The organism is Flavitalea plasmicola (assembly GCF_030546645.1).
Lineage (GTDB): Bacteria > Bacteroidota > Bacteroidia > Chitinophagales > Chitinophagaceae > Puia.
In genome coordinates, this window is the sequence record NZ_JAUOTO010000006.1 from 232,811 (window position 1) to 256,726 (window position 23,916).

At 52.6% G+C, this 23,916-nt stretch carries 15 protein-coding genes; 9 read left to right on the forward strand and 6 right to left on the reverse strand.

Going from position 1 to position 23,916, the window contains the following annotated elements:
* Positions 1 to 12: 12 nt before the first annotated feature.
* Positions 13 to 816 carry a polysaccharide deacetylase family protein gene (locus Q4E93_RS22700; protein WP_303589205.1) on the forward strand — a complete coding sequence of 268 codons (804 nt, stop codon included), beginning with the start codon at positions 13 to 15 and terminating at the stop codon, positions 814 to 816.
* Here Q4E93_RS22700 and Q4E93_RS22705 read toward each other — a convergent pair.
* A complete protein-coding gene (locus Q4E93_RS22705; protein ID WP_303589206.1) occupies positions 790 to 2,220 on the reverse strand; it encodes a PAS domain-containing sensor histidine kinase in 1,431 nt (476 codons plus the stop codon). The two genes, Q4E93_RS22700 and Q4E93_RS22705, sit on opposite strands and share 27 nt — an antisense overlap.
* Positions 2,221 to 2,344: 124 nt before the next feature.
* Here Q4E93_RS22705 and Q4E93_RS22710 point away from each other — a divergent pair, with 124 nt between their 5' ends.
* Together Q4E93_RS22710 and Q4E93_RS22715 are read left to right on the forward strand one after the other, a co-directional pair.
* Complete coding sequence (locus Q4E93_RS22710; protein WP_303589208.1) at positions 2,345 to 5,581, forward strand: AsmA family protein; 3,237 nt, start codon at positions 2,345 to 2,347, stop codon at positions 5,579 to 5,581.
* Positions 5,582 to 5,743: 162 nt separating this feature from the next.
* Positions 5,744 to 6,064 carry a hypothetical protein gene (locus Q4E93_RS22715; protein ID WP_303589210.1) on the forward strand — a complete coding sequence of 107 codons (321 nt, stop codon included), beginning with the start codon at positions 5,744 to 5,746 and terminating at the stop codon, positions 6,062 to 6,064.
* Here the strand turns inward: Q4E93_RS22715 and Q4E93_RS22720 are convergent.
* Entirely contained in the window at positions 6,058 to 7,209 is a 1,152-nt protein-coding gene (locus Q4E93_RS22720; protein ID WP_303589212.1) for a redoxin family protein, read from the reverse strand. The genes Q4E93_RS22715 and Q4E93_RS22720 overlap by 7 nt on opposite strands.
* 79 nt (positions 7,210 to 7,288) lie before the next feature.
* Here Q4E93_RS22720 and Q4E93_RS22725 point away from each other — a divergent pair, with 79 nt between their 5' ends.
* Together Q4E93_RS22725 and Q4E93_RS22730 are read left to right on the forward strand one after the other, a co-directional pair.
* Entirely contained in the window at positions 7,289 to 8,182 is an 894-nt protein-coding gene (locus Q4E93_RS22725; protein ID WP_303589214.1) for a sugar phosphate isomerase/epimerase family protein, read from the forward strand.
* A 225-nt stretch (positions 8,183 to 8,407) separates the two neighbouring features.
* On the forward strand, positions 8,408 to 8,851 hold the full coding sequence (locus Q4E93_RS22730; protein ID WP_303589216.1) for a hypothetical protein: 444 nt from the start codon (positions 8,408 to 8,410) through the stop codon (positions 8,849 to 8,851).
* A 156-nt stretch (positions 8,852 to 9,007) separates the two neighbouring features.
* On the opposite strand, the gene Q4E93_RS22735 is transcribed toward Q4E93_RS22730, so the two are convergent.
* From Q4E93_RS22735 to Q4E93_RS22745, 3 genes are all read right to left on the reverse strand, one after another.
* Positions 9,008 to 11,437, reverse strand: a complete 2,430-nt coding sequence (locus Q4E93_RS22735) for an ABC transporter permease (protein WP_303589218.1) — start codon at positions 11,435 to 11,437, stop codon at positions 9,008 to 9,010.
* A 193-nt stretch (positions 11,438 to 11,630) separates the two neighbouring features.
* A complete protein-coding gene (locus tag Q4E93_RS22740; protein WP_303589220.1) occupies positions 11,631 to 12,488 on the reverse strand; it encodes a helix-turn-helix domain-containing protein in 858 nt (285 codons plus the stop codon).
* A gap of 71 nt (positions 12,489 to 12,559) precedes the next feature.
* A complete protein-coding gene (locus Q4E93_RS22745) occupies positions 12,560 to 13,357 on the reverse strand; it encodes an SDR family oxidoreductase (protein ID WP_303589221.1) in 798 nt (265 codons plus the stop codon).
* Between the two features lie 202 nt (positions 13,358 to 13,559).
* Between Q4E93_RS22745 and Q4E93_RS22750 the strand changes: the two genes are divergently transcribed.
* From Q4E93_RS22750 to Q4E93_RS22765, 4 genes are all read left to right on the forward strand, one after another.
* Positions 13,560 to 15,071 (forward strand): TolB family protein, encoded by a 1,512-nt coding sequence (locus Q4E93_RS22750; RefSeq protein ID WP_303589222.1) that lies wholly within the window; start codon positions 13,560 to 13,562, stop codon positions 15,069 to 15,071.
* Between the two features lie 137 nt (positions 15,072 to 15,208).
* On the forward strand, positions 15,209 to 17,995 hold the full coding sequence (locus Q4E93_RS22755) for a glycoside hydrolase family 2 protein (RefSeq protein WP_303589224.1): 2,787 nt from the start codon (positions 15,209 to 15,211) through the stop codon (positions 17,993 to 17,995).
* A 211-nt stretch (positions 17,996 to 18,206) separates the two neighbouring features.
* A complete protein-coding gene (ppsA, locus tag Q4E93_RS22760) occupies positions 18,207 to 20,825 on the forward strand; it encodes a phosphoenolpyruvate synthase (RefSeq protein ID WP_303589226.1) in 2,619 nt (872 codons plus the stop codon).
* 67 nt (positions 20,826 to 20,892) lie between these two features.
* Positions 20,893 to 21,378, forward strand: coding sequence for a group II truncated hemoglobin (locus tag Q4E93_RS22765; RefSeq protein ID WP_303589228.1), 486 nt, complete (start codon positions 20,893 to 20,895; stop codon positions 21,376 to 21,378).
* 83 nt (positions 21,379 to 21,461) lie between these two features.
* Here Q4E93_RS22765 and Q4E93_RS22770 read toward each other — a convergent pair whose 3' ends face one another.
* Positions 21,462 to 23,879 (reverse strand): carbohydrate-binding protein, encoded by a 2,418-nt coding sequence (locus Q4E93_RS22770; RefSeq protein ID WP_303589230.1) that lies wholly within the window; start codon positions 23,877 to 23,879, stop codon positions 21,462 to 21,464.
* Positions 23,880 to 23,916 lie beyond the last annotated feature (37 nt).

Genomic DNA, 23,916 nt, shown 5'->3' on the forward strand with positions numbered 1-23,916 from the left:
CTCATCCGATATATGAGTAAGAGCTTGTTCCCGAAAGAACACCTGCGGGTGCTCATGTATCACAGCGTGTCCGGTGATGGCAGGAGGGACGACCTTACGGTCGACGCAGGTCAGCTGGAAGCTCAATTCCGCTATCTGCGCACACACGGCTATACCACCATCCTGCTCAGCGAGCTCATCGAAGCGGTGGAAGGAAAAGGCAGCCTGCCGGTAAAGCCGGTGCTGGTGACCTTCGATGACGGCTTCAGGGATAACCTGGAGATCGCCTATCCACTGGCTAAGCAATATCGTATCCGCATCAATCTCTTTGTTGTACCGGCCTTCATCCACCAGGGAGAGTACAGGGGCCTCCCCTGCCTGACAGCCGACGACATCCGCAAAATGGACCCGGACCTGGTGGAAATAGGACTACATTCTTTTGACCACCGGAGCTATGCGGAGCTCAACCCATTCAGGCTGGCGGCAGATCTGGAGCTAAGTATGGTGGCATTACGCTCAATGGATATTCCCTATCAGCCCTGCCTGGCCTATCCCTTTGGCGCGTATCCCCGTCGTAAGGGGCTCGACCAATCCACGCTTTTCGAGATCCTTGAAGAAAAGGGGATCAGCCTGGCATTCCGCATCGGCAATCGCATCAATCCCTTCCCGTTAAAGCATCGATTCCTCGTTCAAAGGTTGGATATTACAGGGCATGATACGCTGAGGACCTTTCAATGGAGCCTGGCCATCGGTAAGAAATGGGCCCGCCTCATCAGTCCCCTGCTGAGAAGCAGCGCAGATCGCCGCGGGTCAGTGTTGCAGGAAGCTCACGGATAAAGCGCATCCCTTCCCCGGTAAAGATTCGATATCCACCTGTCCGTTGAAAAGCTCCGCTCTGCTGATGATATTATTGATCCCGATGCCCTCGCGTTTCTTACGCGTGTCGAAACCCTGTCCGTTGTCGTGAATACGCAGCCAGATAGCAGGTCCGTCCTCCCGGAGGGATATATGGACGGTGGAGGCTGCGGCATGTTTGAGCACATTATTCAATTGTTCCTGCACAATACGGAAGATGGTCGTTTTCAGCTTGTCGTCGAGGTCCAGTTCGCTTGGCAGGAAATAATCAAAGGTGACATGGATGCCCTCCGGTAATTGCCGGATGTTTTCCAGCAGGTCTTCGATGGACAGCTTCAACCCGATCTCTTTGTGAAAGGATTGGGTCATGCTCCGGGAGAGCTTGCGGATCTCTTCGATAGCCGAGGTAATGATCTCGCTGCTGCGCCGGATAATGGATTCCTGCTCGGAAGGAGCCTCCAGTATACAGTCCAGGTAAAGGCGGGCCGTGGTCAGTATCTGGTTCACGTTGTCATGCAGCTCCCTGCCGATCTCCTCCCTTTCCCGTTCCTGCGCATCGATGGAAGCCTGCCTGATCTTCTTTTCTATTTCCTTTCGCTCCGTGACATCCCTGAAATTACAAACGACGCCATTAACCCCTTCAACTCCCAGCAGGTTAGTGACAACCCCTTCCACCCAGAAGAGCTTGCACTCCTTCGTCTGCGCCCTGGCCTGCACAAAGATAGGCTTGCCCGGACTGCTCAATACCTCCATAAAGGTTTCCACCAGCCGGGGAATATCCTCCGGATGAATATAGTCGAAAGCACTCTTACCCAGGTTCTCCGCGTCGGTGATCCCAAAATAGCGCTCTATGGAAGGACTCGTGTAGGCGATGCTGCCCTTGTCATTAATAACGACAATGATATCCGTTCCTTTCTCGATCAGGCTCCGGAAACGGATCTCGTTCATCTGCGCCTTCTGTTCGGTCAGCTTCTCCCCGGTGAGGTCCCGGGCAAAACAGGAAAGACCTACTACCTCCTTACCTTTACGGATAGGGTTGATCGATACTTCATAAAAGACCGCATCCCCGTTGATGGACAGCTTTTCCACTACCCGCTGGCGTTCGCCTGCAAATCCCTGCTGACAAATGTTTTCCCACAATCGGGCCTTGGAAGGGTCCAGCATCCCAAACAGATCGGTCATCTTATCCCCCGCCCGGGCATCCAGGCCGGCCAGTTCCTTGATCTTTTTCTGTAAGGCGGTATTGAGTACAATATATTGAAGGTCACGGTCGATGCTCCAGACAAACCCGTCGAAGTGCTCCACGATAGCATCCAGGTTCGCTTCTTTTTCAACGGCCGCCCGTGCGCGGGTCTTTTTGCTTTCGGAGGTGGCAGAAGTTGGCATAGATTAAGGCTTTTCATGGCCGGAAGGTTTGCGGCCGATTAAAAATAGATAAACTTTATAATATTAGTATTTTTACACTTAAATATATCCTCTTAGCTGCAGAGTAAGCTATAATTATTTGTTTATGAAACGACCTTTTCCCCGGCTGCTGTTTAAGACCCTGAAGATCGCGGGCATAGCAACGGGCAGCATCATCCTGTTGTTATTCCTGCTACCTTATATATTTCCCGGCTTCGTGTCTGCTAAGATCCGCCAGTGGGCGAAGAGCAGCGTGCACAGCGAGCTTGGCTTTTCCTCGGCCCGCCTGTCCTTCTTTAAACATTTTCCCGCCCTGACGCTGACGCTCTACGATTTTAAGCTGAATGGCTCGGCGCCTTTTGAAAAAGAGACCCTGATCGAGGCCGACGAAGCAGCCCTGGGCGTGGACCTCACCAGCGTTTTCTCCACCCTGAAGATCGACAAGATCTTCCTCACGCATGCATTCATCAATATACAGGTGGATTCGGCGGGAAAGGCCAACTATAATGTATACGCGTCGAAGGAAAGCAACCATAACACACATGCCGCCGACTCGTCCGATGCATCCCTGAAGATCAGGAAGATCGTCATCAAAAATAGTAAGCTCGTATACAACGACCGCTCCATGCCTATTCTCATCAACATGAGAGACATCGATTACAGGGGGAGTGGCGACCTGAGCCAGGCCATTTTCGACCTGACGACGCACATGGAAGTGGCGTCCATGGACCTGTATTACGACCGCCAGGCATATTTCGTCAATAAAAAGATCGATGCGGACCTGGTCACCAGGATCAACACGAACTCCTTTGGCCTGTTCTTCGAAAAGAACAAGCTGATGATCAACCAGCTCCCCGTCGACTTCACGGGCCGGTTCGAATTCCTGAAAGATGGCTACGACATGGATTTCAAGCTGCGTTCCGAAGATGCGGGGCTGCATGATATCTTTACGGCCCTGCCGCCTGATGTGTTGAACTGGCTCAGCAGGATGCAGCTGAAAGGCTCCGGTGATCTGGATGCGTCCCTCACAGGTAAGTATATCAGCTCCGCCAGGATCATGCCCGACCTCATCCTGAATATGAAGATCAGGGACGGGTATCTTGCAGGTCCGCAGGCGCCCGCTCCGCTGAAGAACCTCTTGCTCAGCTTCCACTCGCGCCTGCCCGGCCTGAATCCCGACAGCCTGTCGGCGATCATTGACACGGTATATTTCAACATCGATAAAGATTATTTCAGTGCCGCCTTACAGCTGAAAGGCCTGAGCCAGCCTTGGATCAAAGGTCGTATCGATGCCGGGATGGACCTGCAGAAATGGAACAAGGCCATCGGCGTCAGCTCCATCGACCTGGGAGGCCGGTATGATCTCCATGCAGCCGCGGAAGGACAATACAGCACCCGCGTGGTCCGTAATGTCAGCCTTCGTAAGGTCACCTATGACACAGTCGTGACAGGCATACCCCATTTTTATGTCAAGAGCTCACTGAGTAAGGGCTATTTCAAATATGCGTCCTTTCCGGAAGCAATAAAGGATATCAGCTTCAACCTCGACGCTTCCTGCGCCAACAACGACTACCGCAACATTCGCTTGGAGCTGGAGAATATCAATGCCAATGTATTAAGTAATTATGTCAAAGGTTTCTTCAGGATGGGCAACGCCCGCGACTTTCCCATCGATGCCAACCTGGAGTCGGTGTTTCATTTGTCCGATCTGAAACAGGTCATGCCGCTCGACAGCATGGACCTGGCGGGGGACCTGCGGGTGCATATCCTGTCCAACGGGAATTATCAGCCGGAGCGCAAAATATTCCCCGTCACCGTGGCCGATCTTCAGTTAAGCAACGGGATCCTCAAAACGAAATATTATCCCCGCGCCCTGGAAAGCATCCAGGTCAACGCCCATATCTGGAACAGCACCGGCACGCTGAAAAACCTGGAGGTGGAAGTGACGCCGTTCTCCTTCCGCTTCGAAGGCCAGCCCTTTACGCTGAAGGCCGACCTGAAGAATTTCCAGGACCTGCGCTACAACATCGCTTCCCGGGGATTGCTGGACCTGGGGAAGATCTACCAGGTATTTGCCATCAAAGGCTATGATGTAAAAGGCTTCATCGAAGCCGATCTGTCCCTGAAAGGCCGCCAAAGCGATGCACAGGCCGGGCGATACGACAGGTTGTATAATTCAGGTACCCTGAAAGTAAAAGACCTGCTGGTAAGCTCCGAGCTCTTCCCCATGCCATTCAGGATCGGCAAGGGCTTGTTCCGGTTTGATCAGGACAAAATGTGGTTCGATGAATTCGACTTCCGCTATGGAAAGACCCGCGCATCCCTCAACGGATGGCTCTCGAATATCTTCGGCTATATGACCAGCAAAGGCCAGCCTGTAAAAGGTCATTTCGATCTGGCCAGCGATTACCTGCTGGTAGATGAGTTCATGGCATTTGCCAACACGGGATCCGGCACCGCCGCTCCCGGCGCCTCCGCGCCTGCCAATGTGAGCTTTGCGGTGTATAAACCTTCAGCCGGCGCGTCCTCCGTCCCCGCCGGACAGACAGGCGTCGTCATCATCCCCGGAGGTGTCTCCGTAGGTTTCAACGCAAAGGTGAAGCGGATCCGCTACAACGGGATAGACCTGGACGATTTCTCCGGAGGTATGACCATCGACAGCAGCAGGCTCCGCCTGGACACGACCCGCTTTACCCTCATCGGCGCACCCGTGGAAATGAATGCGGCCTACCAAAGCCTCTCGCCACAGCGAGCCCTGTTCGACTATCACATCAAGGCGAAGGACTTTGACGTACAGCGGGCGTACAGGGAAGTAAAGATCTTTCATGATATGGCAACCTCTGCCGCCAAAGCGCAAGGCATCATTTCCCTGGACTATCAACTGGCCGGCAAGCTGGACGGGAACATGCAGCCCGTATATCCTTCCCTCAAAGGGGGAGGCGTATTGTCCCTGAGTAAAGTAAAGGTCAAAGGCCTGAAGCTTTTCAGCGCCGTCAGCAAGGAGACGAACAAGGACGTGGCAGATCCCGATTTGTCGAAAGTGGATATTAAGTCCACCATCAATAATAATATTATCACCATCGCGCGCACCCGGATGAAAGTATCCGCCTTTCGCCTGCGCATGGAAGGACAGGCCGCTTTCGATGGACGGCTCAATCTCCAGTTCCGGGTGGGCCTTCCTCCATTCGGCTTGATTGGCATACCCGTCAAGGTGACGGGCACACAGGAAAATCCAAAAGTAAAAGCAGGCAAAACGAAGAAAGGCGATCAGTTGGAAGAGACGGAGGATAAGGAAGAGGAAGAGCCCCATCCCGGGAAAGAGGCCAGCGGTAGCACGAAATAGTCTCCGGGGCAATGGTATGTACACCTGTTGCAACGCTTTCCTTCCTTTTATTGTCAGATGAGCAAACCCCTGCTTATGCACCGTCTTATATTGGCAATGCTCTCTGTTTTATGCCTTTTTTCAAACTGCAAAAAAAGCAGCGAAAATTTATGGCCTACCAAAATGTTGATAGTCGGCACCTGGGAATTGCGAAGCAACGGCGCCGGCGTCGTTCTCATGAATTTTCCTCCGGGTAATGGTAATATGTATAAGTACCAGGCCAATACCTATGAGAAGTACACTGGCGGAATGCTGAAAAAAAAGGGGACATATAGAATAGTCAAAGAAAAATTCAAGCTAACGGGGAAGATGATGGATAGGATCATTTATGACAACGACATGAATGCCACGACGGTGTATGTATTTGTCGGGAACGACATGCTTTCGTATAACGTTGGCGGATACTCGACTGGGGACATGTACGCCAGGATCTCTGCTCAATAATACCTCCCGATAGTCGGATCATCCACAATAGCTTTCTTCAGTACCGCCGGATCGATGGGTCCCTCTTTTGCATAAACGATCTTTCCGCCCGGCGCCACTACCAGGGTATAGGGTAGCGCACCCTGCCATTTGGGATCGATCGCCTCGATCAGCTTGTACTTGTCGTCGATGTGGAAGATATAATTGGTGCCCGACGCCATTTGAGCCTGAAGGAATTTCAACACCTTATCCTTTTTCCCCGGCTCATCTGCACTGACAGTGACGAACTCGAAATCCCTGCGCCGGTACATCCGGTTAATATCGACCAGGTCCGGGAACTCCGTCACACAGGGGCCGCACCAGGTCGCCCATACGTTGATCAGCCGGAGCTTATCCGTATTGTTTTTCACCAGCGCCTGCAGCCCCGCGACATCGATCGTGTCCAGCGTCACCGGCTCTTTCGCCCATTCCTGCTTAGCCTTGATGGTCCAGTCGCTTTTTTCCGCCCATTTGATGCTGCAGCCAAACACCTTGGTCGTCGTAACAGGAGGTTCCATTCCTTTCAGCAATGCTTCAATAGCATTCCGCGTGTCCATCGTATTCGGCGTCTTCGTAGGCTTTTCCACGTCGTCGATCCGGCCGCTGTAGCGCAGCTTCCGCTCCTTATCGAAAATAAAAACATGGGGGGTGGCCACGGGTCCGTACTTTTTGGAGACGGCTTCCGTTGCCCCGTCATACAAATAAGGGAAATTGAAATGCTTTTCCGAAGCCCTTCTTTTCATTTCCTCAAAGCTGTCGCCCATATCCGTATATCCCAGCTCGCTGAGCTGGACAGACCGGGGATCATTGGGCATGATCGCCACTACGGACACCCCCTTGCCCCGGTAATCGGCCGTCAGGCGGATGATCCGGTCCTCATATGCCTGGGCCGTAGGGCAGTGGTTGCAGGTAAAGACGATCACGAGGACCCGGGCGTCCCGGAAGGAAGAAAGCGTATAGGTCTTCCCATCTACCCCCGTAAGCCGGAAGTCCGGCGCTTGCGCCCCGATGGCCAGCGTTTTGTGCTCGTCCCCGGGCCAGGATCCCGCAAGGCTACGGAGGCCCGGAAAACAAAAAACCCCCACCCCGGAAAATATGAGTAGAAAGAAGAGTTTTTGCAATCTCATATGGCTTAATTTGTGAAAAGTTACAAATTTCACGGGCCAATAATAAAAACGACGACTTCCATATTTAAAAAAACCACCCATGTACACAAGAAGATCATTCCTCCGCTCCGCTTCCCTGTATTCCGCCGGCGTGCTTGCAGCGCCCGCGCTTTCCTCCTTCATAAAAGCCGGCCAGCCGACCATCGGCCTCCAGCTCTACACGGTGCGTGACGCCATGGCTTCCGACCCTGCCGGCACCCTGGCCAAGGTCGCCCAGATAGGGTACAACTCCCTGGAGGGAGCCACGTACACAGGCACCGAAAAGTTCTATGGCATGGACCCCAAAAGCTTTAAGGACCTGCTGAAATCCAACGGACTGGTAATGCGCAGCTGCCACTACAGAGTGGGAGAGGACCTGGGAAAGGAAAAAGAGATGAAAGGCACCCTCCTGAATGATTGGGATCGCGCCGTGGACGATGCCGCCGCCCTGGGCATTAAATACATGGTCTGCGCCTGGCTGTCCCCCGCTGAGAGAAAAGGGCTCGACCACTATAAATGGCTGGCCGGCGAATTCAACAAGGCCGGAGAAAGATGCAAAAAAGCCGGGATACAATTCTGCTACCACAACCATGACTTCGAGTTCGACAAACAGGGCGATCAGTACCCCTATGATGTAGTGCTCGAAAATACCGATAAGAACCTCGTGAAAATGGAAATGGACCTCTACTGGGTCACCAAGGCAAACCAGGACCCCATCGCCCTGTTCGCAAAGAACCCCGGCAGGTTCCCCCTCTGGCACCTGAAGGACATGGACGCAACCCCGGAGCATGCTTTTACGGAAGTAGGCAATGGCACCATCGATTTTAAAAAGATCTTTGCGCACGCCAGCCATGCGGGGATGAAATATTTCTTTGTCGAGCAGGATAAGTGCCCGGGATCACCCTTCGACAGCATCACGAAAAGCATTACTTACATCAAAAAGAACCTGGTGTAAAGCCCTTTGCATATTCCGCCGTCACTCATAGAATTTACAAAATTTATCACAAACAAAAAAATCGAATCCTGGCGCATTTAATGCAGCCGGGCACCTTAATTGTATGTCTTTTAAAAGAGATATATCGTAATTGTAATGGATAACTTCAGATAGTCTTAATTCAACTGCAGATCTGGCTACCGCTCCTTTCGGGTTTCTTTTCATTCACAATTCAAAACACTTTGTATGAAAAAGGTATTTGCGGCGTTTGAAGGCTTTTTCGGCGGCGGGAAAGCTTATGAGCCATCCATCCAACCCCAATCTTCGCCGGTGACTGTCACTTCATTTTCTCAACCACATGTCCTGCAGACCAGGATGAAAGAAGAAAAACTATCCCACGGGGGAACGGTCAGGGCCAGCATGTCTCCCGTCCGTCTGGACATGCATCACGACAGCGTAGTGATGTATTTTTGCCCAATGAAGGACCTGCACATCCTGGAAGTCATTGCAGAAGGAGATGGAGCCAGCATTCCTGCGCAGGCCAAAATTGAAGGGCTGAGTGTGCCTGCGGACTTCAAGTCGGGGTTCTATGAGCTGGAGCATATCGAGCTGACCTCCAACGGGACGATCCTGGTGAAGGCAACTGAAAAGACAAACTGGAAGTTCATAGACACCGCACTCCCGCAATAAGCTGAAGACGAATGCCGGAGCGAGGTTTAATGTCACAAACTGCCTTTAAACAGGGCAGGCCGGCATTCTTTTTTCCGCCCCCCATCTTCGCCGGGCTTTGATCCTGGCACGCCGACAATATATCCGGCAGGTAACAAAGCTCACTTTAAGGGAAGATCATTCCGTACGCAACGACTTAATCGGGTTGACCAGCGCCGCCTTTAACGACTGCGCCCCCACCGTCAGCACCGTCACCAGCAACAAGGCTGCGCCTGCCAACAGGAACACATCCGCCCCGATGCGCACGCGATAAGCATAATCCTGCAACCACCAGTGCATGCCATACCAACCGCCCGCCGAGGCGATCACCAACGCGATCAGCATCAGCAGGACAAGGTCTTTACCCAACAAGGTGAGGATATCCGTCACCCGGGCCCCCATTACCTTGCGGATGCCGATCTCCCGGGTCCTTCTCTCCGTAGTGAACAGGGTCAGCCCGAAGAGCCCGATACAGCTGATCAATAAGGTGATGCCCGTCGCAATGTCCATCAGCCATTCCATAGTCTGCTCGCGCCGGTAGAGCTGCGCAATCTCATCGTCGAAAAAACTGAATTCAAAGGGGCGATGCGGGTAGAATGCTTTCCACTGCCGCCCGATCCGCGTAAGGATGGCGCGGACTTCTCCCGCCGATCTTCCCTTGGTATCGAGCCTCACCGCGATGTCGGTGCAAGCGATGCCCGCAATCAGCAAGGGCTGAATGGGTGCGCGATAGGAGTATTTATGAAAATCCGCCACGACCCCGACGATCGGTACATATTTGTTCCAGGTATAGATCTGTTTCCCGATAGCCTGGTCAGGGCTCCCGAAGCCCAGGGCTTTTGACAAGCTCTCATTGATCACCACTTCCTTAAGCGTATCGCTTGGAAACAGGTTCTTCCCCGCCAGCAAGCGGATCCCATAGAGCTGGATATAATGCTCGTCGGCAGTAATGGCCTCGACGATCAGCCGCTCCGTACTATTGGCCCTTAACCTGATCGTAAAAATACCCCTGTCTGAACCCATCGGCGGCATATTTTCCCGGGCCACGTCTGCAACACCAGGCACCTGCCTGATCGTTTCTTCCAGCAACCGCGCTTTACCGACGCTGTCCTTACGTTCATCCGTGTTGAAAGTGACAATGGCATCGCTCCGGAAACCGAGATCTTTGTGCAACATGAAGGAGATCTGCCGGCCAATGACCATCGTGCCGATGATAAAGAGCAGGGAGATGGTGAACTGGAACACGATCAGCCCCTTCCGCAACCACCATTTCTCCCCACCCCTCGGCGCCCCCGCTCCTTTCAGCGCCGCGACAGGAGAATGAAAAGACAACAGTCTTGCCGGATAAAGCCCCGCCAACAAAGTAATGAAGAGGGTGATCCCCAGCAAAAACAGCAGATTGACCGGTGCAAACGGTGAGAACCGCAAACCCGGAGGGATGAATTGCTGAAAAACGTGTAGCACCGGAGCTGCCAGCAACAGGGCCATAAATCCGGCCAGCGCTGTCAGCAAAAAGGTCTCGCTCAGCAGTTGCACGATCAGGTGGAGCCTGCCGCTCCCTATCACCTTACGGATGCTGATCTCTTTTTCCCTTGTCAGCGACTGGGCCGTAGCTAGGTTGACATAATTGATCATGGCTAAGACGAGAATAAACAACGCGATGCTCAGCAACGCATATAAGACCGACAGCTGCGAAGTGCTGATGGCGCTATCACCTCCCACGGAAGTAAAATGCACGCTACTGAGGGGCTGCAGCTCGATGCGGGGAAAAATACTCTTCGTCCGGCCCTGCCTTTCGTACAGCGCCGACAAGACGGTCCTGATATGGTCCGGATCGGCTTTGGGCGCGAGTTGCAGGAGCACGGCCTCCATGGCTGTAGTTTTATTGGCCCGTGACGGATCGAGCCCAAGGCTTTGCAGCAAAAAGCTGTGATCCACCGTCGACAGGGAAATAAAGTCGGTGTAGGGAAAGTCCGTATGTTCCGACCAGTCGCGGACGATCCCGCTGACATGGACATGGAGGCTGTCCTGGTAGACGATCTCCCGGCCAATAAGACCGTTGAGCGGCCCCGTCCCAAAATATTGACGGGCCCTGCTTTCCGTGAGGACTACACTGAAGGGATAGACGAGCGCCGAATGTTCGTCCCCGGCGAGCCATTCGTAAGCCATGATACGGAAATACTCGGGTCCGGCGGCGATCGGCGTTGCAGGATAATTAGCTTCTTGCTTCCCCACTCCTGTGACCGTGGCCGTGTCATGCGCCAAAATATGATAAGGCGCCACGGTCTCCACGCCCGGCACCTCTTTCCGAATGGCTTCAGGCAGATCCGCCAATACGGCCGGCACAAGGCGCTCCGGTTCATTCTTTATAAACTGCTCATAAGTGTTGACCCGGTAGATCCTGCTGCCGCCCGGATGATTACGGTCAAAGCTGAATTCGTAGCGGACAATCACCCAGATGACCAGACAGGCACAAATGCCCAGCGCCAATCCCAGGACATTGACGAGGGTATAAATTTTGTTACGGACCAGGGTGCGCCAAGCCATGGTCCAATAGCTTTTGAACATAGAAATTTCTTTTAAGAGACAGCCCTGCCAACACTTCAAATAAAATACCGCTTCAATACCTGGTTGATAGCTAATATTTTATATTCGTTACACTTTTTTTTGCTGTCCGGATCCGATACACGGGCTGTCCGAATACCTTACCATTGCCCTGACCCTGAAGGAGATGTAATATTGTGACTAATACCCGGATTTCTTAATTGAACGATTCCCTGAATTCCAATGGAGACAAACTCGTTTTTCTTTTGAATAATTTATTAAAGGATTGCGGGTATTCGAAGCCCAGCTGATAGGCCACTTCCGCAACCGATAAATTACTGGTGGACAACATCACCTTGGCCTTCTCGATCAGCTTATGGTGAATGTGCTGTTGGGCATTTTGCCCGGTCAGGCTACGAAGCATATCGCTTAAATAGCGCGGCGAAACATGTAACTGTTCTGCAAGGTATTGCACCGTGGGTAAACCTTTGGTCAAAGCGCTTTCCTTGTCAAAATAATCATCCAGCAAGTGTTCTAATTGCGACAACAGATCACTATTCACAGCCTTCCTGGTAAGGAACTGGCGCTTATAAAAACGATTGCTGTAATTCAACAGCAGCTCAATTTGAGCGATGATCACATCCTGGCTGAAATCATCTATGGTCGATTGCAATTCATCCTCCATATTCCTGAAAATATTGAGGATGACGGCCTTTTCTTTTTCAGACAGATGCAAAGCTTCATGGGTATCGTACGAAAAGAACCCAAACTTCTTAATATTTTCCCCCAACGGATAATTCCTGATAAAATCGGGATGAAAGAGTAAAGTACTTCCCAGATACTCCGTGTCGTCGGTAATGGCCAGGACCTGGTTGGGCGCCGTAAAGACAAGGCCGCCTTCGTCAAAATCATAATAATTTTGGCCGTACCGTATTTTGCCGCGAAGGACCGTTTTATACGAGATCTTATAAAAATTAAATAAGAAGGCTGCGGGCAGCTTGTCTTTATCTACAGCTATCTTGGTATTATCCACCAGGCTTACCAACGGATGCAAAGGCTTTGGTAAGCCCAGCATCCGGTGTAATTCGGAGATAGAATTAATTTTTTGCGGTGTATGGTCATTTTTCACTTTAGTAACTGGTTGATTTAGTTTCCCAATAATGTCTGCTCCATTTGTTTTCTGAACCCTTCATCGCCCAATTGCAAACGTTGTGCATAGAATGTTTTCGCATCTTCGCCTGCCACATACCTGAGTTTATCTGCCCCGTCTGTAGCGGCTTCATAGACCACTTCGGCAATCTGCTCTGCCGGCGTAAAATGATCTTCATTAATGCCGGCGAACATATGCGTTAACCATTTTTCATAGGCAGGATGGGATGACATATCGGCGGAACGGCTCAGGAAGTCCGTTTTAATGCCCCCGGGAGAAACCGTTTTAATACCAACGCCGATCTTTTTCAATTCAAATGCCATGCTTTCACTCCAGCCTTCCAAAGCCCATTTTGTAGCATGATACACCGAGCTGAACGGAAAGGTAATAAGTCCCCCAATCGACGTGGTGGATATAAAAAGTCCCTGTTGTCTTTCCCTGAAATAAGGAATGAATGCCTGTGTAACACGAATAACGCCCAGAATATTAGTGTTTAGCTGGCGAACCAATTGCTCGTCGGTGGTCGATTCCAGCGGCCCCAGCAATCCGTAGCCCGCATTATTAAACACGACATCAATATTGCCCGCGGCGATAGCCTTTTGTGTCGTTTCTTTGATCTGTGCAACGTTGGTAACATCCAATGGCAACAGGGTAATGTTGTCGATCAAAGTTAACTCTTTTTCATTTTCAGGTTTACGCATGGTGGCGACGACCTTCCAACCCCTGGCCGCAAATAACTTTGCTACTGCTTTCCCTAAGCCCGTGGAGGCTCCGGTGATAAAAATTGTCTTCATTTTTTGTAATTTGAAGTACAAAGCTCTATCACCTGCTTTTCCGGCAAGTGTCCAAACCACAGATAGTTGTATCCAAAATGCCCTCAGCACCTTTTTTCCTTAGTAAAGGGGTAAAACGCTTGCGATGAACCAGGGAATCCTGATTAAGGCTACATTTGTCCCATCCCAGGTAGCATATTTTTTAAAAATTCAACTCTATTTGATGAGACGCACCAACGTATTGCTGCTTTTAATATTAATATCTTTCTCCGCACGCAGCCAGCAAGGTAGCGTGGGCATTTTTGAAGCACATGGCGATGTGGGTAATAATGTGATGCCCGGCTCAGCCGTCTTCATCCCGGCCACTGGCCAGTACGTCATCTCCGGGGCCGGCTACAATATTTGGGGAGACCACGACGAATTCCAGTTCGTATGGAAGAAGATGAAAGGCGATTTCATCCTGTACACCCGGGCCGAATTCCTGGGCAACTGGATAGAACAGCATCGAAAGGTAGGCTGGATGGTTCGCAAGAGCCTGGACGGCAAGTCCCCCCATGTCAACGCGGTCGAGCACGGCGATGGCCTCACCTCCCTTCAGTTCCGCCGCACCACCGGCGCGCAGACGGAAGAGCACAGGCTGAAGCTGACCAAGGCCAATATCCTCCAGCTGGAAAGAAAGGGCGATCGCTACATCATGCGCGCAGCCCAATACGGCCAGCCCTTTCAGACCGATACCATCTCCGGCATCGACCTGGGCGACGAAGTATATGTCGGCCTTTTTGTAGGGTCACACGATGCAGACAAGCTGGAGACGGGGGTATTCAGCAACGTCAATATCTCGATCCCCATGAAGGGCGAGTCGAATGAGAACACCGGAATGACCCTGGGCAGTAACCTGGAGATCCTGGAGCTGGCCTCCGGCCGCCGGGATATTATTTACTCCGTTCCCTATTCCATACAGGCCCCCAACTGGACGCCGGACGGCAGGAACCTTATTTTCAATGATGCCAAAGGAACGATCTACCGCTTTGACCTCGCCTCCCGGACACCCACTCCCATCAACACGGGAACGATCACCCATAACAATAATGACCACGTCCTTTCTTTCGACGGGAAAATGCTCGGCCTGAGCAGCTCTGTAAGAGAGCTGGGCGGCTCCATCATTTACACCGTGCCCATAGAAGGAGGGACGCCCCAACAGGTCACCCCCAAAGGACCTTCCTACCTCCACGGATGGTCGCCCGACGGGAAGGACCTGGTATTCTGTGGCGAGCGCGACGGAGAGTTTGATGTGTATAAAGTGCCGGCCGCCGGCGGGAAAGAGATCAGGCTAACCACCAACAAAGGACTTGACGACGGCCCCGAATACACCCCCGACGGGAAATATATCTATTTCAATTCCGTCCGTACAGGCCTGATGCAGATCTGGCGCATGCGGCCCGATGGCAGCCAGCAGGAACAGATCACCAGTGACAACCTCAATAACTGGTTTGCCCATATCTCGCCCGATGGCAAATGGTTTGTATATCTCTCTTTTTTGAAGGAAGAGACCCCCGCTAATATCCACCCCCCTTACAAACATGTCTATATCCGCCTGTTGCCCATTGACGGGAGGGGCGAACCCAGGGTATTGGCCTATTTGTACGGAGGACAAGGCTCCATCAACACTCCATCCTGGTCTCCCGATGGTAAAAAGATCGCCTTTGTCAGCAACAGCGACATGACGGGAAAATAAAGTGAAAGGCCTCTGCCTGCCGTAATAATCCTGATTCAGAATTAGAAACGGCGGACGAAAAGGTCTTATATGACGTACTTTTGCAAAATTCCGATCTCCGGACATATTTGGATCACCTCGATTTTTAGCAGGAACTTATGCAAAGCAACTCGTTTTTTGCCGCCAGGACCATCGTCATCACAAACATCGTTTGCCTTTTCTCTTTGACGATCGCCGCCCAATCCGTCCGCCAGGTAAAGCTCTCCCGTTTTACCCTCCAGTCTTCCGCCGTCGTAAAGGATGAGGGAGCTGTCATTTCTTCGGCCAGCTACCAGGCCCCGGACTATTGGTACCCCGTCACCGTACCCTCCACGGTCCTCACAGGTCTCGTCGCCAATAAGGTCTATCCCGATCCCTATACAGGCATGAACAACATGCTCATCCCGGATGCCTCCGACTCTTTTAACCATCAATACCATTTAGCGCAGTACAGCCACCTTCCGGGCGAGCCCAACCCCTGGAAAAAACCCTATTGGTATCGCACCACCTTCTTCGTGCCCGCTGCCGACAAAGGGCGGCATTTTCAGCTGATCTTTAAAGGCATCAACTATAGGGCCGACGTCTGGCTCAACGGCCGCCGCATCGCCGACTCCTCCCGGATGGTAGGCATGTTCGAAGAGTTCTATCTCGACGCGGACCCGGCCATCAAAGCAGGGGAGACCAACGCCCTGGCCGTAAAGATCTATCCACTGGACGAACCCGGTCTGCCCGCCGAACCCCAGCTGGAAGCCATGGACGATTTTTATGAGAATGGCGGACCCACGGGCGACATCGGAAAAAACGTCACCATGCTTAGCTCCGTAGGTTGGGATTGGATCCCGGAAGTGAGGGACCGCAACATGGGCATCTGGCAGCCCGTATACCTCCGGACCACCGGGCAGGTGATCATCACCCATCCACAGATCATCACCGACCTGCCCGACACCAACACGGCAAAGCTTTCGCTGAACATCAACCTTTCCAATACAGGGAGCCAGCCGCTTAAAGGGAAGCTCACCGTCACCATTATCCCGGAGAACTTCTCCGGCGGACAGCCCATCACTTTTACAAAAGACCTGACGGCCGAGGCCAATGCCACCGGCAATATCCATCTGACCCCGGGTAACACTCCGTCCCTGACGATCCGCAACCCCCGCCTGTGGTGGCCTAACGGCTATGGCAACCCTAACCTCTATCGTATCCGGCTTCGCTTTGCGGACCAGAACGGCATCTCGGAAGACACTTCTTTCCTTTTCGGCATCCGTACCGTCGGCTCCACTGCCACCGATGTCCATGGCTATATCCGCCGCGATTTTTATGTCAACGGCCGGCGCGTCCACCTGGTGGGAGGCGCCTGGGTGCCCGATATGATGCTGAACAGGGATTACCAGCGATATGATTACGAATTGAAGCTCTGCCGGAATGCCAATGTGAACCTCGTTCGCATCTGGGGCGGCGGCCTGGGCGAAACAGACGACTTCTACGAGCTGGCAGACCGCTATGGCCTGCTGGTCTGGCAGGACTTCTGGATCACAGGCGACACCAACGGGGGATTCAAAGGCTCCGCCGACTGGCCGCTGCAGACCAGCGTGTTTGTAAACAATGTTATCAGCACCATCCTCCGTATCCGCAATCACCCCAGCCTGCTGGTATGGACAGGCGGCAACGAAGGCCACGCCCGCAAAGAGCTCTACGATGCCATGCGTGACAACGTCGCTAACCTGGACGGAACCAGACCTTTTATCCCCTGCTCCTCCGGCTTCTCCAAAGCGCCGGAAGACTGGAAAGGCTCCTGGCCCGATAACAAGCTGTCCGGCGTATACAGCGGTGGCCCCTACTCCTGGCAGGATGATGCACAATACTATCGACTCGTCAATGAGGGAAAAGGCTGGGTATTCAAGGATGAAACCGGGATCCCTTCCCAACCTCCTTACAATACCCTGGCAAAGATCATCCCCAACCTGGCGCCCGATCCCAGGTTGCCCTATCCCCTCAACAATACCTGGGGTTATCATGACGCCTGCACAGGCAACGGGAGATATGACACTTACTATAAGGCGATGGTCGCCCGCTACGGCGCACCCAACAGCCTCCGTGATTTCTCCGAAAAAATGCAGCTGCTGAATGCCAACGGCTATCGCTCCATCTTCGAAGCGACAGGTCACAAGCTGCGCGAAACAGGCGGCGTCATGCTCTGGAAGCTGAATGCAGCCTTCCCCAGCGTCGTCTGGCAGGTATACGACTGGTTCCTGGAGCCCAATGCAGGATATTATTTCATGCAGCGTGCCTGCGAGCCCCTCCATATCCAGCTGAACCTGGACGACTCTTCCGTAGCCCTGGTCAACCGCACCTATCAATCCCGCAAAGGGTTAAGCTACAACGCAACGATCATAGACCTCAATGGTAAGACGCTATTCAAACAGGAAGGCCGCGCTTCCATCGACACCACGGATGCAAGATCCGTCCTTTCACTGGCCGAACCCCTGAGAAAGATAAAAGGCATCTCCTTCGTCCAGCTGACCCTCCAGGACGCAGCAGGCAAAACAATTTCCCGCAACACCTACTGGATGTCGCCGGAACATGACTTCACCACACTCCGACAGATGCCCGCCGCCCGCGTACAGGTGCAAGTCACCCCTCACCCGGGTAACAAAACCTACCGCACCTGGACGGTCCAATGCAAGAATACTTCAGACAAGCTCGCCTTCTTCCTGAACCCGCAGGTCACAGCGGACGGCGAAGAGGTCCTGCCCAGCTACTGGTCTGATAATTATTTTTCCGTGCCTCCCGGCGGGACAATAACGGCGACGGTTAGTTGCCCGACAGCGATGTTGAAAGGTGCGCCGCCCGAACTCCGGCTGGAAGGATGGAATATCCCGCAGGAGCATATCCCCCTTCCCCGCTGATAAGATAAAATATCTGTTGAAATTATTAGTTGGAGCATGGAAGCGCTCGCATTCATTGGAAAGATCCTCCTTCCTGGCTGGTCCTTGGGCAGCAGCTACCCCTTTGCATCTTCAACAACATAGCGCTCAATTTGTTTGAATCTTTATTTTATTGTCCATCCTTACGGGATATAAAACTCCTGCCTAAATTCGACGGCAAAATAAAAGGTATATGAATACGTATGTACGCCGTTTTCAGGAGATCGACAGAACAAATTTTATGGTTGTGGGAGGCAAGGGCGCTAATCTAGGCGAACTGTCCGGGATCGAAGGAATAAGGGTGCCCGATGGATTTTGCATTACCACCGAAGCGTATAAAAAAATAACCGAAAAAAATCAGGAGCTTAACAGCTTGCTGGATGAATTAATGCACCTTAAGGCAGAAGAGAGGGAAAACATCAATGAGATCAGCGCAAAGATCCGAATGGCCATCGAAAGAACACCCATTCCTAAGGATGTGGCAGAAGAGATTGGGAGTTGTCTCACGAAGTTTGGTGAAAAAGATGCCTTTGCTGTCCGGTCCAGTGCTACGGCCGAAGACCTGCCGACGGCCTCCTTTGCAGGCCAGCAGGATACTTATTTGAACATCGTCGGGGAAGAGGCCATCCTAACACATATCAGCAAGTGCTGGGCATCGCTATTCACCGCCAGGGCGGTGATTTACCGGCTTCAAAACGGCTTCGACCACCGTAAAGTCCACCTGTCTGTGATTGTGCAGAAAATGGTCTTCCCGCAGGCGGCAGGAATATTATTTACTGCCGATCCCGTCACTGGCAACAGAAAAGTGGTATCCATTGATGCCGGCTTTGGATTGGGGGAGGCGCTGGTTGCCGGCCTGGTGAATGCAGATAACTATAAAGTGCGCAACGGCGAGATCGTAGACAAGAAAATATCAACGAAGATGCTTGCTATTTATCCCGCCGCAGGCGGAGGCACCGTACGACAAGAGGTGGAGGCCCATCTGCAAAACCAGCAAGCCCTTACTGATGAAGAGCTCTTGCAGCTTGAGCAAACAGGCAGAAAGATTGAAAGGCACTTTGGTTCTCCGCAGGACATCGAATGGTGTTTGGTGAATGATGCATTTTATATTGTCCAGAGCCGGCCCATCACTACTTTATATCCCATTCCTGAAGCAAATGACCAGGAGAATCACGTGTATGTCTCTGTAGGCCATCAGCAAATGATGACTGATCCTATTAAACCGCTGGGGATATCTGTTTGGTTGTTAACAGGTGCCCGACCCATATTTAAAACCGGTGGTGGAAGGCTGTTTGTGGATATTTCGGTGGGCCTGGCTTCACCGGCAGGCAGGCAAAATTTGTTGGATGTTTTAGGGCACTCCGATCCGCTCATCGAAGACGCGCTTATTAACATCATAGACCGGGGAGATTTTATAAAATTGGACCCAAATGACAAAAGCGAACCAGGCCCCTTTAAAAGCCATAAGGGCATGTCGTCTGCGGATATTCTGGCAGAAGCAGGAAACGATCCGGCAATTGTTGCTGATTTGATCAAGAGTAGTGAGACATCGTTATCAGCGTTAAAGCGTAACATCCAAACGAAATCAGGAATGGATGTATTTGATTCTATCCTGGAAGATATGCAGCAACGGAAGCAGCGTGCGGCAGATCTGAAAAATTTGAATGTGATCATGGCCGCCATCCATGCTTCAGCATGGGTCAATGAAAAAATGAACGACTGGTTAGGTGAAAAAAACGTAGCAGACACGCTTTCCCTGTCTGTATCTAACAACGTCACTTCTGAAATGGGTATGGAGCTGTTGGACGTTGCAGATGTAATTCGTCCCTATCCGGAAATAATCGAGTACTTGCAACAGGTAAAGGATGACAACTTTTTGGATGAGCTGGTTAAGTTCGATGGCGGAAAGGAAACCCGGGACGCTATCAATGCTTATCTCGACAAATACGGCATGCGATGTGCCGGGGAGATCGATATTACAAGGACACGCTGGAGTGAAAAACCAGCTATACTGGTACCTGTGATCCTCAGTAACATCAAAAACCTTGAGCCTGGCGCCGGTAGCCGGAAATTCGAGCAGGGCCGACAGGTGGCCTTGAAAAAAGAACGGGATTTATTAACCCGATTGAAACAATTACCGGATGGTGAACAAAAAGCCGGAGAGGCAAAACAAATGATCGACCTGATCCGGAATTTCATCGGTTATCGTGAATATCCGAAATACGACATTGTTAGTCGCTACTTCGTTTATAAGCAGGCTTTACTAAAGGAAGCTGATCGACTCTTACAAGCCAATGTTCTTCATGAAAAAGAAGATATTTACTATCTCACGTTTGAAGAATTGCAGGAAGCCATACGCACAAACAAACAGGACTACCGGATCATCGGCAAACGAAAAGATGAATACAGCGTATATGAAAAACTAACTCCGCCACGTGTTATCACGTCGGATGGTGAAATTGTTACAGGTAAGTACAAGCGGGAAAATCTGCCGGCCGGAGCTATTGTAGGTCTGCCTGTCTCTTCCGGCGTTATAGAGGGACGGGCACGTGTCATCCTGAACATGGAAGCGGCCGATCTGGAAGAGGGAGACATATTGGTCACCTCCTTTACCGACCCTAGCTGGACACCTTTGTTTGTATCCATAAAAGGCCTGGTCACCGAAGTCGGCGGGTTGATGACCCATGGCGCGGTTATCGCACGTGAATATGGCTTGCCGGCAATTGTCGGAGTGGAAAATGCTACCAGCCTGATCAAAGACAGGCAGCGCATCCGGGTGAATGGAACGGACGGATATATAGAAATACTGTAATGACGTCCCACGACCCTTTTTTTGGTAAGTACTTTCCCGTTGTCCCGCAAATTCCTAAGTTTGCTTCATGATGACGCCAGAGCAAAACAGGATACCCACCCTCTACGAATGGATGGGAGGCATGGAAAAATGCCGGCAGCTCACAGATGCATTTTATAAGAAGGTCCTGGCCGACCCCTTGCTGGAACCCGTCTTCCGGCACATGTCGGCACATCACCAGCAGCTGGTAGCCAACTTCATCGCCGAGGTCTTTGGCGGTCCGGCCGCCTATACGGCGGAAGGCGGCGGCCATGCCGGTATGGTGCAGCGCCACTTGGGACGCCATCTTACAGAACAGCACCGCCGCCAATGGGTGAAGCTGCTGATCGACACGGCGGACGAGATCCAATTGCCCGACGACCCGGAATTCCGATCCGCCTTCGTCGCCTACGTCGAATGGGGCACCCGCATTGCGGTGATCACGTCGAATGCCGAAAAGCCATCCATCGAGCCCGGCACCCCCATGCCGGAATGGGGCTGGGGCGTTCCGGGAAAGCCTTACATCGAACCTTAAAAAAACGCGCCATAAAGTGCACACCATAAAAAAAGGACCCCTGGAAAGGGGTCCTGCACCTGATTGCTCTTGCGTTAGCGATACTATTTTTTCACAAACTGTCTGACGATCCTCTTGTCTTTACTGCTGAACACCAGCGTATAGATCCCCGGCCTCAGCGATGTCACATCGATCAATGCCGATCCGCTCTTTATATGCAGCACGGCACGCCCCGGCATATCGTAAATGGTAATGATGCCGGCGGATAAATTTTCTCCCGTATAAATGTTCAGCTGATCCCTGGCCGGGTTGGGATATACCACAAAGCCCGACCGGGCATCCTGCTGAAGACCGGCGGCTTGCGCCGTCGCCTTGCTGGTTGCCGCACTGGCCGCCAGGGCCGCACCTACCCTGGTGATGCGTATCCAGTTCAGGTTCCAGCCACCAGCTTGCGCATAGACACCCACGTTATATGTCCCTGCGCTCACCGTGACGGTATGGGAGATGGTAGTCCAATTCTGCCAGCCGCCGGTAGCAGGCACGTTGAGATAACCCAGGATGGTGCTGCCCGCATTCAGGTCCAGCGACAGCTGCCCGCCTCCGCTCATGCTGGCTACCCGGTATTCCACCAGGTAGGAGCCCGAAGTGGGGAAAGTGATGCTGTTGTACGCCATCCAGTCGCCCGTGTCGATATAGCCAACGTCCAATCCTCCGTCGGCATCGGTCGTGGTTTCCGTTTGCACGCCGGATATGCTGCTATAGCTCTCAGCCTGGATAAGGGTGCTGGCTGCGGCAGTGGGGACGATCTTGAGGGACGAGACCTGGTCGTTCCATCCTTCGTCCACCAGGCAGTCATTGTCGCTGGACACCGTTAAGCTGCTGCCACCGAAATTATCATCCCAGTAAAGGATCACCTGGTACCCGCTGCTTACCCTCAGGGAAGAGATGTCGTCGTTCAGGATGCCATAGCTCTGCAGCTGGCTTAAGGTATACGAGCCTGCGGGCAGGCTGGTGGAGGCGCCGCCATAAGGACAATCTTTGTAAAAGATGGCCGCCACCGTGCTTTGACCGCCAGCCACGGAGCCCGTGATGGTATAATAACCAAGGGAAGCATAGTTGGTGTAGCCGGTCGTAAGCGGATCGCCGGCGCCGGTGCCTGTCACTGCGAGGTAATATTTGCCCGCTGCCAGCGAACCGCTGATCGTGGCATTGAGCCCGCTCAGGTCAGAAGAGCTCACCACTCCGCCGGAGCTATTGTACAGCGTGGCGAGAATATCCAAATCCGGATGCAGGGCGGCGGGGTTGATATTCAGGGTGACGGCTCCCCCGGTGGTGGTGAAGGCGAACATGTCCACATCTCCGGTACGTTCGATCACCCCCGCATTGCTGACACTGCCCGAAGAGCTGACGGACAGGGCCGCGGCAGTAGCCAGCGATCCGCCAAAATCATCGGCGCGGTAGCCAATGCCGTTGGTATTGTTGGCAATAATGGCCAGGTCGTCCTGGGTATTGCTGGGGTTGGCATATTCACCCTTGCTCCATTGCACAATGGGCACATAATAGCCCGCGCCCATGATGGGGGCCCAGTTCCCCTGTCCTAAATAGTAATCCTCCGCCGGGCTGGTGCGGCCGTCATGGCCTAACCCGAATGTATGACCGACCTCATGCGCGCCGGCGTCGCCGGCCCCTTTTACCCCGCCGTTGAATACCCAGCAGGGCGTTTCATTGCCCCAGGTAAAAGAGTTGAGATAGGCTACGCCCCCTGCCCCCGGCGCGGCAGTATTGGTCGGCGTAAAAATGCAGCGCATCCGGCGGTTGGCAGGGTAGGTGTTATACACCGCTTCGCTGGTGGTGACGTTCAGCCGGAAAGGACGGTAATCTTCACTGATCAGTTCCCATACCTGCTCCTTTTCCGTATCGTTCAGCGTGGCAGGCGCCGCATTGATAGGATTGCCTCCGTTCCACAACGTCCCGGAAACATACTGCCCGTCAAAATCCAGCAGCACGCAGCCGACGCCCGACGGATAGCTTTGCAGGTCGGTGATGGCCGCGGCAGCAGCCATGGAAGGAGCCGCGCTGGGCGTCTCCGGCGCTTTTAAATAGTCCACGCAGATCACCTTATGGATATCTTCTTCCCGCAGATAGGCATTCCCTTTGCCATCGGAATAGTACACATAAGCTTTTTTACTGCCGCGCAATACGATATTCCCTTTCAGCTGGGATCCCTCCGACTGGATGAAGAAAGAAGAACCGGGCGCCTGTTCGATCTCGCCCACCAGCAGTTCATTCCCCTTGCCACTGGTCTGCCGGTGATTGACCCGGCCGCGAAGGACCACCTGGTCGCTGGTCTTTAATTGCAGGCGCCTGATCCCCTGCAGCTGTTGCGTGGTATTGATCTGCTGCCGGAAATTTTGCAGCAGATCGGCTGATTTTCCCAAAGGAACAGGTTTCTCCTGCCCGAACCCGGCGATACTGATTGTTAACAGCGCCGTACTGAGAAGACATAGGTAGGTCTTTTGCATAATGTATAGATTTAAATAAACATAGGCGGATTGAAGG